Source organism: Methanobrevibacter sp. (assembly GCF_045603845.1).
Classification (GTDB): domain Archaea; phylum Methanobacteriota; class Methanobacteria; order Methanobacteriales; family Methanobacteriaceae; genus Methanocatella.
Genome location: NZ_JAZUMY010000009.1, coordinates 1 through 13,812, shown reverse-complemented (window position 1 = coordinate 13,812; position 13,812 = coordinate 1). Strand labels below are relative to the sequence as shown.

Below are 13,812 nucleotides of genomic sequence, written 5' to 3'. Positions count from 1 at the left end.
TATATCGAAATGTACATATAAACATATCGATTATTTCCTAGGTTTGCCTATGATTAATCCATTTTTATTAATTTCGCCACGCCTAATTCTTGTGGACGAAATAGGATTTCCATCTTCAGCCAATACAAAACTAACAACAACAATATCAAGAGGTTTCATGTCTTTAGAAACTCTAATCTCATTAATTTTAATAGCATTAGGTTCAGTCTCTTCACTGACAACTATCGCATCAAAATCATGCTCATAAATAGTAGTCCCAAATGGATCCTCCAATGGTACAACATTAAAATTAGACTTTCCCGAGAAGAACACCTTAAGATTATTCATCCTCACTGCACATGAATCAATATCCCCTTTCAAGCCTCCGAATGCATCAGACGTCACTCCGATTTCCACCTGATTGCCCAATTCAAAAGCAGTAGATAACAATTTCTTATGGCCATCATGAAATTTGTCAAATGTTCCGCCAACAGCCACTTTAGAATATTTTTTATTTCTCATAATATTGTCCCATTAGTTTATGATTAAACTTTATAAGAACTATTATAAATTATTAGCTATTTAAAAAAAAGAAAAATAAAAGAAGTTAATTAGAATGAAATACTAGAATAATATCCTTTAAGAGAATAATTATAGTTATTCCAATTAACAACTTTACCAAATGAGTTTCTAGTACTTGTTGCATCACAGACAACCCAAGTATTACCAATCAGTACTTGAGTCCATACATGACCGTATGTGCTGCCGCTGCTGAATACACATGTTCCGTGCACATATCTGGCAGGAAGATCGGCTGCTCTGAACAAAGCAATTAACAAATGAGAATGGTCCACACAATTTCCTGTTTTGGAATTTAATGTGCCTACTGCACCGTATTTAGTGTCATAATAGAAACTGTATGAAACAGTGTCCCTCACATAGTTGTAAATTGCAACTGCCTTATCTAAGGAATTAGTAAGTCCTGCAGTTAATTTTTCTGCCAAAGCAACTATAGCTGAATCTGTAACCTGACAGTTAGGTGAACTTGCCAAATAAGCGCTTAAATCAGAAATTGTATTAGCTGAATCCAGCACACTTTGTGATGTGTAAAGTGTGAGTGATTTTACAGATACTGAAGATGGCAATTGATCCAACATACCATAGTAAACTAAAACACGAGTAAATGCATAAACAATTCCGTCATATCCTACATCACCAAGACTGGTTGAAACAGAGTTAGGAGTAACGCCTGAATCCATACTGGTCAATAATGAACTGGCAACAGAGACATAACTACTTAAACTACCCATATTGGAAGCTGCACCAGGATTTGTAGGGTCATTTACCTCCAAAACAGATAAAGCAGATAAATCACCATTATTTATACCCACAATCGCTTCTGAGAGTAAATATAAGTATTGTGCAGTAGTAAATGTTGTATCGCCAATAGTGACACTAGCCGGCAATTTGGCATTTTTCTCAATATATGCATTCACTTCATTGGATGCTTTTACCAATTCACTGATTGAAATAGTGCCTACAACAGTAATGTATGACTGACCTGCGTTAGAGCCCGCAGTATAATTATAAACAATAAGATAACTGCCTTTAGTCAAATTACCAATAGCTATTGAAGCTACACCATTCGAATCAGTTAAAGCAGAAACAACATTTCCATTATATGCGAAGTCAACGTTCGTATTGTTTATAGGATTTCCATAAGGATCCTTTAATGAAACTGAATAATTGACAGTTGTGCCTGCAACCATGGTTAAATCTTCTCCTGTGATAACACTACCGTTAACCAGAATATGATTGGTTATGGAATCTGCATTATAATATAAACTATCAAGGGATGTTGTAATTTCATAATATCCCACAGGTAAATGAATATTTAATTTAGATTGACCTGATGAATTGGTTGTTCTGTTATATGGAACACCATTAATGGTAAGGGTAACAACAACTCCTTCAATAGGAGAACCTGTACTGTTTGTCAATTTAAAAATAAATGCCTCATCATCCCCATAATCCATATTTATATCTTCTGCAGAAAGATTGGTAGCTATTTTAGAGACGACTATTGTGTTTGATCCTTCATTGTAGTCTATAGAATCAACTTCAGAGTGAGTATAAGTGACCTCATAATCACCCGGAATTAAGTTAATAGCTATACTTGCAACACCATCACTGTTTGTAGTACGATTATATTTAACACCATTAATATTAATTGAAATAGTTTCATTTACTAATGGTTTATTATCTAAATCGGTTAAAGTGACTTTAAATCTGGAACCATCTTTATAAATCATATTTAAATCATTTGCTGATAAAATAACTGTAGAATTAGCTACAATTAATGTGCTGTTAGACTTGGAAGGATAACAATTACCATTTCCTTCAAAAGTATATGTTATATTATATTTTCCTTCAGGAATATCTGAAATGACAATGGTAGCTTCACCGTTTGCATCAGTAACAGCACTAACATCTCGTGAGTTATAGTTGAAATTAATAGTAGCATAAGCAATAGGATTGCTGTTTTCTCCAATTAATTTGACAGTATAATTCCGATCGGTACCTGTAATAATATGAGCATTATTACCTTCAAGAGTAGTATTACATCTATTAATGGTAATAGTATTGGAAATTGATAAACCTTTATAATTAGTTGATGTTATAATATATTCACCAGCATTAAGGTTTATATTTAATCTGGATGTACCATTAGCATCACTGGTACGGTTATAGAATACACCATTAATATTGAATGTTACATTGCTTTTAGGTAATGGGTTACCTTGGTCATCAATAACACTGGCAGCAAATTTACTGCCATCCCTATAATCCATGATTAAATCCTCAGCAAATATAGTAGGTAACACCTCTATATTATTAGAATGTAATTCATTATTAGCAGTATTCATAGCAGTAATTGTATAATTGTTAGGTCCTAGGTTAATATTCAGTTTAGCAGTACCGTTCTCATTAGTGGTACGAGTATAGAAAACACCATTAATATTAAATGATACACTGGTATTTGCCAACGGACTACCAGTACCATTAACAAGATTAACATAATACTGTGTATCATTCCTATAATACTTAACAACATCAGAACCATAAATGGTAGTCAATACAGTAATGTCATTAGAGCATCTGTCACCATTATTCTGATTAATGGCCGTGATGATGTAATCACCAGGACTCAAATTAATATTTAATTTTGCAGTACCGTTTTCATTGGTTTTTCTTTCATAGAAAACACCATTGATATTGAAGACAACGGTAGTGTTATTCAGCAAATTACCCTGACCGTCAACAAGAGTAACATAGTATTGGGTATCATTCCTATAATACTTCTCAACATCTTCTCCAGATATTGTAGACAATACTTTAACAAGATTCGTGGTAGAAGAAGCTTCATATCCGTCTGAGCCTCTGAAGAAAGACGTTACATCATAACTTCCAGGCCCTAAATTAATTGCAATAGAAGCTGTACCATTTGCATTTGTAGTTCTAGTATAATTATTACCATTAATATTGAAAATTATACTTTGATTACTTAACAAAGAACCTTCACTATCTGATAAAACAACTTTGAAAGCTGTACCATTCTTATAGTATAATTCTGTGTCATTTCCAGTTAATGTAGTATTTTTTGCATCATTAACTTGGAGCATATCATCAGAGAGATATTGGGATGTTAAAAGTCCATTATCTTCCTCAGAAGAATAATTATTCATATTATCATCATGAGAAATAGTCTCTGAGATAGAATCATAACTAGAAACTTCTAAATTTTGTGAAGAAAAAACAATTTTATTATTTTCACTCAATAAATTTGAATCATCAGCTGTAATGTCTGAATCTATTGCAAAAATAGGACCCATACTTAATAAGATCGCTAAAACAATAGAAAAAATCATTACATTATTTATCTTAGAAATTTTTCCACCTCTTGGTTCTCATTACGAAAATTTTAATAAAAATATGATATATACTAAGATTAGTATTCATAATGAGTAAATAAGATTTTATATTTTAATAATATATAAATGTTTTTACAACTTTAATATTAAAAAAACTAGTTTAAACGAGCTAATTTAAGAAAAATAGCCTAAAATTATGCATAAAATAATAATAAAAGGAAATTTATGTTGAAATAAGATATTAAAAGATTAAATATCTTAAATTTGAATTCGTTAAAAAACAAAGTTATGAAACATAAATACTCGAATAATCAGATTGTTAACAATGAAATAATAAACAGTTACCAAAACATGACAAATAATAGCCAATATAAATCATCAGATGAGTAAAATATTAAAATATAAAAGAAAAATAAATGAATAAGGACAGATAATGAAAATTTTAAAAAATGATGGCAAATGATATTTGAAGACAATATTTTCAGAAAAAATTATAAAAATATAGACATTAGAATTGGGCTGACTTACCCAAATATTTATAGGACAGCAATGTCATCATTAGGCTATAACATTTTATACAATTTCATAAATGAACGAAATGATATATGGTGTGAAAGAATCATATATCCTAATACCAATTCAATCGAATCCAATACACCGCTTAAAAACTTTGATATAATCAGTTTTACACTGCAATTTGAAGAAGATTATTTTAATGTAATTGAAATGCTCAAACAATCCGGAATAGCTCTCAAAAGAGAAGAAAGAACTGAAAATGATCCTTTAATAATTGCCGGCGGGCCCTGCGCAACTGCAAATCCCATGCCGATGTCCGACTACATTGACATTTTTATTCTTGGGGAAGGAGAGGCCATAATAAATAAATTTCTTGACAGATATCTTGAAAACAAAAGTCTGGAAAACTTTTTGGATATTGACGGCATTTACATTCCAAAATTTAACAATAACGCTAAAATAGCTGTTGTAAAAGAAATGGCTGATGCATACCACATCACCCAGCCGATCATCAGCAAAACAGATGATGAAGAATATAAAACCGTCTTTGGCGATTCAATAATGCTTAATGTCTCCCGAGGATGCAGCCGTGGATGCAGATTCTGCATGTCAAGCTATCTCTACAGACCCATGAGAGAAACCAACATTGAAAAATTAATTGATATTGCAGAAAAGACCAGACAAAACACAGGATTAAATAAGATTACATTAATCGGCGCTGCAGTAAGTGATTATTCTGATATTGAACTTCTGATTAAAAAGCTTGAAGAAAGAAACTTTCAGATTTCAACACCATCACTCAGAATAGAATCCATAACGCATGAAAGTTTGAAACTTCTGAAGGAAAGCGGGTTGAAAACTATCACGCTTGCACCCGAATCAACGGATATACTCAGAAAAAGAATAAACAAAAATATTCCTGACGAGAAAATATTTTCAGTCATTGAAGATGCTGTGAAACTTGACTTCAACATTAAATTATATTTCCTAATAGGACTTCCTTATGAAACTATGGATGACATAAAAGACCTTTGTGAGTATATTGAAAAAATTGCAAAAATGCACACGTCAACACATAAGATTAAATTCAGTTTAAATCCTGTTGTACCGAAACCACATACTCCTCTGCAATGGACACCCTATAATTTCAAAGATGTTAAACGCAAAAGCAAATATATTAGGAAGAAATTGAGGAAATTCAATGTTAAGATTGAAAGTCCTAAAAAAGCACTCATCCAATATATACTCTCCTGTGGAAATAGTGATGTTTCAGCAATTATTGAAAAATCACTAACCCAAGACATGCCAATCCATGAATGGATGAAATACTTGCCGGACTATGATGTCGATGATGAACTGCCATGGGATAAAATTGATGCTGGAGTAAGAAAAGATTTCCTGAAAACTGAATATAAAAGACTTGAATCAAAAAAGCAGACCCCATGGTGTGATGCATCCCCATGTTATAATTGCGGTGCATGTGAAAATTAATATATTTATAATTATATTATATAATATACTGAGAGGAATTAATATGATTGACCCTGCAAAAAGAACTAAAACTATTGAATTATCCCAAATAAGAAAAATGTTTGAAGTAACCAATCCCGATGCAATAAACCTGGGAATTGGAGAACCTGATTTTGATGTTCCTGAAAACATTAAAAATGCAATGATTGAATCAATCAATGAAAATGATACTCATTACACTCCAAATAAGGGATATATAGAACTAAGAGAAGAAATAGTTAAAAAATTTAAAAACGACAATAACATTAAAACAAACCCTGACAATATTATTGTAACGGTTGGGGCCAGTGAAGCTCTTTTCATGTGTGCTCAGGCATTCATAGAAAAAGGCGACGAAGTATTATTGCCAAATCCAAGTTTCTTATCATATGAAGCATGTGTAAAGCTAGCTGACGGGAAAATAACTCCTGTTGAATGCAGCATGGAAAACGAATTTAAATTGCAGGCCAGTGATGTCGAAGAAAAAATCAGTGAAAATACAAAAGCAATCATATTGAATTCACCATCCAACCCTACTGGTGCCGTGATGGAAAAAGAAGACATTAAAGCAATAGCTGATTTGTCAATGGATAATGATTTCCTTATTGTTTCCGATGAGATTTATGAAAAGATAATTTATGATAAAAAACATTATTCTCCTGCAAAATGGAGTGATAATGTCGTTACGCTAAACGGATTTTCAAAAACATATGCAATGACCGGATTGAGAATAGGATATTTGACAGCTAACGAGGATTTATGCGAAGAATTGCTCAAAATACACCAATACAACATTGCCTGTGCCACCACAACATCACAAAGAGGTGCACTTGAAGCATTGAAAGGACCTCAGGACGAAGTTGTTAAAATGGTTAATGAATTCCAAAAAAGAAGGGACTTGATTGTTGAAAGACTGAATGGAATGGGTTATGAAACAGTCAATGCAGAAGGGGCATTCTACGTATTTCCAAAAATTGAAGATGAAGACTTTGTCCAAAAAGCGGCGAAAGCAGGAGTTATAACTGTTCCTGGAGCTGCATTCGGATCAAATGGCGAAGGACATGTGAGAATGTCTTATGCAAATTCATATGAAAATATTGAAAAAGCTATGGACATACTTGAGGAGAAAGTAGTAAATGGATGATGCAAGAGCAAAAGGCGGTAGAAAAGCAGCAACAGTAGCAATAACATCAAATTGCTTTTTAACCATTTTTAATATACTTGTAGGGTTAATGTCCGGAAGTTATGCTCTGGTTGCAGAAGGAATTCATACATTATCAGATGTTGCAACATCAGTAATAGCATATATTGGGTTTAAAATAGGCCAAAGGCCTGCAGATGAAGACCATCCCCGTGGCCACGGCCGTGCTGAAGCAATTAGCGGACTGGTCATAGTTCTGTTTTTAACAATGGTAGGATATGAAATCATAGATACCGCAAAAGATAAGCTTTTGGATCCCAGTTTAATAACAGTACCCACCATTTATGCTGCATTAATGGCCGTTTTTGGAATATTCATTAATTTGGCAATAAGCAATTATATAATTAACATAGGAAAGCAGATTAACAGTCCAGCCATTGTGGCAGACGGACAGCATCAAAGAACAGACATTTACTCATCAATAGCAATACTGATTGGAATAGTGGTATCAAATATGGGCTTTCCGATTTTAGATCCGATTATCGGATTAATAATCGGTGTATTAATTCTAAAAACTGCATACGACATTGGCAAAGAAAACCTAGACAATATAATGGGAAAAGTGCCGGATGATAAACTGGTCAGAAAAATAGAAAGAGTAGCCAATAAAACACCGAATGCCTACGAAGCACACAATATTAAAGTAGATAACTACGGCTCATATGTTATTGTTAATTTACATGTGAAAGTGGATGGAAAACAGAGCGTTGATGAGGCACATAAAATTGTCCACACTGTAGAACAAAATATTCTGAATAAAATTCCAATAGTAAAATCAGTTTCAGTACACGCATGTCCATTAGGATTGGAGTATGAACACCGCCAAGAAATAGATGAAAAATAATTAAAACGCCGGGACCGGGATTTGAACCCGGGTGATCATATGATCATCGGATTAGCAGTCCGACGCCGTACCAGGCTGGGCCATCCCGACATAAACAAAACAAGATATAACATTATATGTAGAAAGTAGTTTATAAACTTATTTATTTTTATATAATGGCATGTTCAAAAGTGGACTAATCTCAAAAATACAAGTGATCTGAAAACCCAACTCCACCCCGGGATTCTACAAGCATCAATTGTTAATAGTAGAGCTGCTCCCTTCCGGGCCTGACACGTTCCTATATCAAAGATGATTCTTCTTTACCCTCCAGTAAAGACTTCATCACCATTAATCCTGTAGGACGAAGTTTCTATGTTGTTTTTTCAGGCTTCTATTCCCTTGAAAAGCCGCCTTTTGAACTTCGACTGCACCAAAGGGGGTGTGTGCTTACAGAGGACCCCTAACCCTCCAGTCTAGCCACTATTATTTTATATCATTAATATTATATAAATGTTAACAATTAATTTGAAAAAAAATATTTCTAGTAACTCTGAAAAAATCCTTTAAAAAAATTCTATCAATAAAATTTAAGCTGAATATAGAAAAACACTTATTTCAGACAGATATTTAAAAATCCGAATATGAAATAATATGAAAAAACTAATGAAAAAATATTTAAAAAAAAATTAAAAAATAGCTGAAATTCATTACTGGAAAAAATAATAAATTCCAGTAACTTAAAAATAATTAGTTAAATCAGAAAAAAATGAATTAATAGAGGTTAATTAGAAAACCTCTTGAATAATATCTCCATCAGAAATAATACCAACTAATTTGCCATCTTCAATAACAGGCAATTGATTTAAAATACCTGATCCTGGAATTGAATCTTTCATGACGTTGATTGCTGTTTCTAAAGTATCATCGGGAGAAACTGTGATGACATCTTTAATCATGATTTCTTCAACGTTAGTTCCCAATTCATATTTATCAAGTATTAAGTTATGGCCAACATCGGTAGCAGTAATAATGCCCACCAATTTATCATCCTCAACAACAGGAAGAGAACTGATTTTGAATTCCATCAGTTTTTCAAATGCATATATAACGTCTATTTCCGGAGTAGTGGTTATTACATCTTTAGCCATTATTTCAGACACTTTCTTCGTTAACATCATTTTCACCTCCAAATTCTTCTATAATATCATTTACCATCAAATCAATAGTGTTTCTAATATCCACATTATTGATAACATGAGCATCATGGATTTTAGCCTGATCGATTAAAAACTCCTGGGTTTTTCTGATAGTGGAGAAATTTTCCATATAATGTTCCAAAGACCTTTTTACCCAAGGCTGCCTACAACGTGAATAGAATCTCTGCTTATGCATTTCTTCATCTTCAACAATTAATGTAAACATGATAACATTACCCTTCTTAAGCAAATCTTCACGTATGAACCCCGGTACAACATGAACGCCTTCAACAATAATACTAATACCTTCCTTGATGGATCTTTCAATTATTGCTTCAACACCTACATTAACAACATCCACATGGCTGATGAATCCTTCAATAACCGCATCAACACGAATTGCCGGAGTTCTGATACTTTCATAAGCATCGAAACTTGACCTGTGAATGATAGGGTTTAGTTCTTTTGAGACTATCTTACGCATTACTTCACGTATCATGTCCGTACTTATTAAATTTTTTAATCCTAAACGATTAGCAATCTCAAAAGCCATTGAAGAGGTTCCCACACCTGAAGAACCGCCAATCAGAATAATTAAAGGTTCATCGGATTTTCTAACTTCTCTCCATTTGCTGTATTTTAAAGAAACTCCCTTATCAAATTTCTTTAAATAATTAGCAATATACTTTGCCAGATCATTGACTGTAATTTCAGTTATGTTTTCTGAAATGAGAGAATTTTCAATTTCATTAGCAATTTCATATGCCTCATCAAGACCTATGCTGGACACACGTAATGAACGAGCCAAAATACCTTTGGAAAACGGTTCTTTATAATTATTTCCATCAACATTACCGATAACCCAAATCATAATATCACTAACTTTTTATTTTACGAAAAAATATTTTTAAATAATAATAAATAAAATTTGTTATTTGATTTTGTGGTGGGGAATGTAAGTCAAATTTCAGTGAAAAAAATGTCCCAGAATTTAATTGAAAATATGTTTTAAATTGAATTTGTTTGAATTGGTTTTGGGGAAAACCTACCCAAAAAATATGCTGAATTGATGTCCCTATAAATATTTTTAAAAGAAGCCAAGTAAGTAGTTAAATAGAAAAATAAGAAAAATTTTAAGTGTTTGAAACGTTGATTACACTAACAAAGGTACGTTTCAAACAAAAGTCTTAATCAGGGTTTTAAAAAAAGTAGGTGTTGAAGACACCGATTATTATGCTGGTCCCAAAACAGCACCAGTTTTTGCATCGACCCTAACCATTACAATCTCAGCATGAACGCCTGTTTCATCTACATCAAGGGATATAGAAGCATGTCCTTCAGATGGGGCATATTCTTCATTTCCAGGGAAATATGCATTAACTATATATAAACCATCATGCTTTGGTAATTCTACCCTATTTGTAGAAACCACACTAGATGAGTACTGTTCCCCAGAAGATAGGATATTTCCATTTTCATCTGTTATATTATAATAAACTATTTCATCACCCAATTTTTGTACTCCGGAATCAGAATCATTATAATATATATTAAATTCGATTGTATCATTTCCCATAAGAGGACTGCAAGTTAATTTTGTTGGAATTAGTCCTACATCTTCCTGGCCAAAATCAAACAATCCTGCACTTGCCACACCTAATGTGGCAAAAATTGTTATTACCCCACAGATTAATATAATTCTTTTCAAATTCAAAAAAACCACCTAAACATAGTTTAGTAAATCCATATATAAATATATTGTTTTGAATAAGTTCTACTGAAATATTCAAAACAAAATTAAAGGAAAAATAAGCAAAAAAAATCAAAATTAGTGAGATTGTCTCCCGCCTTGTTTTGGGGAAAAAAGAGAAAAAGTAATTAGAATTATTCATCTAACTGAATAATGCTAATATCATAGTTTGAACCATCTTCAATGTCAATTAAAACAGCGCCGTTATTTTTTAACATTCCCGGATTAGCAACATCAGTTGTAATACCAATCTTGGAAAGAGATTTAGCTTCATGTATGTGGCCGCAAATGTTTATTTCAGGTTCAAATTCATGAATTGATTTCAAAATTCCGGAACTTCCGACATGGTCGCCGCCATCAGTCAAATCCGCATCGGTATTGAACGGTGGAGCATGAGTTACAAGAATTCTGACTTTAGGAACATCCTTATTGTAGACATAGTCATAGTTAGCCATCAATTCGTATACATCACCATAGATTTTTAAGTCATCAATTTCACCCGGAGTATCGAATGGTGTAGGATTGGACCCACCATATCCAAATAGAATAGCATCACCGTATCCGATGATTTCATTATGCAGGCAGAATGCACCTGACTCCCCTATTGCCTTACAGATTCCAGCAGGATCACAATTTCCAGGAATAGCTATGACATCACAGTCATATTCAAATATTTTTCCAATGAATTCGCCTACAAACTCCAAAGGTCCGAAATCTGTAATATCTCCAGTTATTAATACTAAATCAATATCATTATTTTCCAGATATTTATATAAATTTTCATTTTCTTCGCCGTGAACATCACTAATTGCTAATATTTTCATATTATCGCCCAATTATTCTTCTAAAAAGAAAGAACCCATTTCTTTTAAACCTATTTGTAAATCAGGTTTATCTCCATGAAGAGCTACAGTAACATCATCATCAAATTCTATGATGAGGCCGTGCCATTCAGCAATTTCCTGAACCCTTTCTTCTGCTAAAGGAACTTTCAAATTAATTCTTCCGGTTGTTAATCCCGGAGGAGTGTTGACTAAAAATGTTGAACGGGATTTTGGAAATTCAAAGAGTTCTTCTCCCCTCATTGCTCTTTTGAATAAATCCAACCAATTATCAACATATTCATCGCCTTCTTCTTCAGCAATGGATAAGACTGTTCCTTGAACACTACTTAAAGACATTTCTGCTTTAGCTAAACCATTAATCAAATCAGGATGGGAAGGATCTCTTTTATAGGAACTGATAGATGATCTGATTAATCCCATCTCAGGGTTAATTCCGCCAGGTATTTCATATCCCTTTTGAGTTAAGTCTGAAATTAACTTATTTAGAACTAACCAAGTTTGTTCAGAGGGTAAGCTCATAAATGTCCACCTATAATTTTTAAAGTAGTGTGATTTATTTTAGCATCAGCTTCTTTTAATTCTTTTTCGATTTCTCTGGTATTTTTATATGAATCCAAGAATAATACATGATGAGTGGAAGTTCCAGCAATATTTAAAATAGCTAATTCATCATCTGCTTTAAGTTCTTTTTTATCAATAGTTGCTTTAAATTGAACATAAGGTTCGTATTCTTCTGGAAGGTCTTCATATTTAAATATACCATCTAAGGTTGCTACAAACATTTTTCATACCTCACATCTTTTATAACAATTTACATTTTATATTAATTCATATATAAAATTAATTGAAAATCATTCGTAACTCATCAAACAAAAATAAAATTTGAAAAAAAATTGTTACAAACGTAACAATAATATATCCGAAATGTGTTTTCAATGCCTAAAAATAAAAAAAGAATAAGGATAAAGATCCTTAAACTTATTTAGCGTTTTCACCTAAAGCTTTAGCTAAAGCAGGTGCTGCATCGATTTTTTGTGCGTCTAAAGTTAATTCTTCAGCAGATAATCCCATAGCTAATCCGTATAATTGAGCTAAGTGGAATACAGGAATTGCAAAGTCAGTTCCGTATCTTTCGTTAACTTCAGTTTGTCCTTGGTCAAATTGCATGTGACAGAATGGACATACATCAACAATAGCGTCTACACCAGCTTCAGACATGTGGTCAAGTTTTTCTTTAGTGTAACTTGCAGTTACATCTAAATCTCTAGCTCTTACTCCACCACCAGCACCACAGCACATCATTTTGTCTTTGTAGTCAATGGATTTAGCACCAGTGAGTTCTACAAGGTCATCTAAGATGGATGGGTTTTCAGCTTGATCTTCGATACCAATTTCTGCAGTAGGTTTTAAGAAGTGGCATCCGTAGTGAACAGCAACGTTTAAATCTAAAGGTTTTTCAATGAGGGATGAGATTTTTTCGAATCCTACATCGTCTCTTAAGATTTGTGCTAAGTGTTTAACGTTAGTAGTTCCTTTGAATTCTCTGCCGATTTCAGCTAAGTTTGCATTAATTTTAGCTCTTTTGTCTTCATCTTCTTTTAACATGTGGTTAGCTTCAAATAATGAACCGAAACAACCGTTACATTCGGTCATGATGTCAGCACCCATATCTTCTGCAAGAGTTAAGTTACGTGCAGCAATGGTTGCCCAGGTTTCTTCGTCAAAAGATCCGAATACACCAGGAGCAGGACAACATGATGCTCCTTCCATGTCTTTTAATTCAATATCTAATGCTTCAAATAATTTTCTGGTTGCTTTTTCAACACCAGGATAACGGTTGTTCATAATACAACCTAAGAAGTATGCGATTTCCATATTATAACTCTCCTCATAAATCTATTCTTTTAATCCGCCGGTTGCTTCATCGTAACCGATTAATTCATCAAATGCGGTAAGTTTACATAATTTTTGTACTTCTTCTAATGCTCCAGCATCTGCGTGAGTGGTAGCAGGTACTTCGCTGAGACCGATTTTGGTTCTTAATGATTTTGCAGCATC

General features: G+C 33.1%; 12 protein-coding genes, 1 tRNA gene and 1 other RNA gene. 3 read left to right on the top strand and 11 right to left on the bottom strand.

Annotated elements, in window-relative coordinates; genetic code table 11:
* Positions 1–30: 30 nt before the first annotated feature.
* Positions 31–501, bottom strand: a complete 471-nt coding sequence (locus tag ACKI2W_RS00695) for a phosphopantetheine adenylyltransferase (protein WP_407378527.1) — start codon at positions 499–501, stop codon at positions 31–33.
* 89 nt (positions 502–590) lie between these two features.
* Positions 591–3,872: a transglutaminase domain-containing protein gene (locus tag ACKI2W_RS00690; protein WP_407378526.1), complete on the bottom strand. Its 3,282-nt coding sequence runs from the start codon at positions 3,870–3,872 to the stop codon at positions 591–593.
* A 498-nt stretch (positions 3,873–4,370) separates the two neighbouring features.
* On the opposite strand from ACKI2W_RS00690, the gene ACKI2W_RS00685 reads away from it, so the two are divergent.
* Genes ACKI2W_RS00685 through ACKI2W_RS00675 form a run of 3 tightly spaced genes read left to right on the top strand, consistent with a single transcriptional unit; the run spans position 4,371 to position 7,981 of the window.
* A complete protein-coding gene (locus ACKI2W_RS00685) occupies positions 4,371–5,918 on the top strand; it encodes a radical SAM protein (protein WP_407378525.1) in 1,548 nt (515 codons plus the stop codon).
* Between the two features lie 43 nt (positions 5,919–5,961).
* The gene (locus ACKI2W_RS00680; RefSeq protein ID WP_407378523.1) at positions 5,962–7,080 is read left to right on the top strand and encodes a pyridoxal phosphate-dependent aminotransferase; all 1,119 of its coding nucleotides are present in this window, start codon (positions 5,962–5,964) and stop codon (positions 7,078–7,080) included.
* A complete protein-coding gene (locus tag ACKI2W_RS00675; RefSeq protein WP_407378521.1) occupies positions 7,073–7,981 on the top strand; it encodes a cation diffusion facilitator family transporter in 909 nt (302 codons plus the stop codon). The genes ACKI2W_RS00680 and ACKI2W_RS00675 overlap by 8 nt, the downstream gene beginning before the upstream one ends.
* 6 nt (positions 7,982–7,987) lie before the next feature.
* Here ACKI2W_RS00675 and ACKI2W_RS00670 read toward each other — a convergent pair.
* The 9 genes from ACKI2W_RS00670 to hdrB form a co-directional block, all read right to left on the bottom strand.
* A tRNA-Ser gene (locus ACKI2W_RS00670) sits at positions 7,988–8,071 on the bottom strand.
* Positions 8,072–8,133: 62 nt separating this feature from the next.
* Positions 8,134–8,447: signal recognition particle sRNA (gene ffs / locus ACKI2W_RS00665), an RNA gene on the bottom strand.
* A gap of 301 nt (positions 8,448–8,748) precedes the next feature.
* On the bottom strand, positions 8,749–9,141 hold the full coding sequence (locus ACKI2W_RS00660; protein ID WP_407378520.1) for a CBS domain-containing protein: 393 nt from the start codon (positions 9,139–9,141) through the stop codon (positions 8,749–8,751).
* Complete coding sequence (locus ACKI2W_RS00655) at positions 9,116–10,030, bottom strand: 2-phosphoglycerate kinase (protein ID WP_407378518.1); 915 nt, start codon at positions 10,028–10,030, stop codon at positions 9,116–9,118. Before ACKI2W_RS00655 ends, ACKI2W_RS00660 begins: the two co-directional genes overlap by 26 nt.
* 360 nt (positions 10,031–10,390) lie before the next feature.
* The gene (locus ACKI2W_RS00650) at positions 10,391–10,873 is read right to left on the bottom strand and encodes a hypothetical protein (protein ID WP_407378516.1); all 483 of its coding nucleotides are present in this window, start codon (positions 10,871–10,873) and stop codon (positions 10,391–10,393) included.
* 170 nt (positions 10,874–11,043) lie between these two features.
* Positions 11,044–11,733, bottom strand: coding sequence for a metallophosphoesterase (locus tag ACKI2W_RS00645; protein ID WP_407378514.1), 690 nt, complete (start codon positions 11,731–11,733; stop codon positions 11,044–11,046).
* A gap of 12 nt (positions 11,734–11,745) precedes the next feature.
* Positions 11,746–12,273 carry a DUF2096 domain-containing protein gene (locus ACKI2W_RS00640; RefSeq protein WP_407378512.1) on the bottom strand — a complete coding sequence of 176 codons (528 nt, stop codon included), beginning with the start codon at positions 12,271–12,273 and terminating at the stop codon, positions 11,746–11,748.
* Positions 12,270–12,536, bottom strand: coding sequence for a DUF749 domain-containing protein (locus ACKI2W_RS00635; protein ID WP_407378510.1), 267 nt, complete (start codon positions 12,534–12,536; stop codon positions 12,270–12,272). The genes ACKI2W_RS00640 and ACKI2W_RS00635 overlap by 4 nt, the downstream gene beginning before the upstream one ends.
* Before the next feature lie 196 nt (positions 12,537–12,732).
* Positions 12,733–13,629: a CoB--CoM heterodisulfide reductase subunit B gene (gene hdrB, locus ACKI2W_RS00630; protein WP_407378508.1), complete on the bottom strand. Its 897-nt coding sequence runs from the start codon at positions 13,627–13,629 to the stop codon at positions 12,733–12,735.
* Between the last annotated feature and the right edge of the window lie 183 nt (positions 13,630–13,812).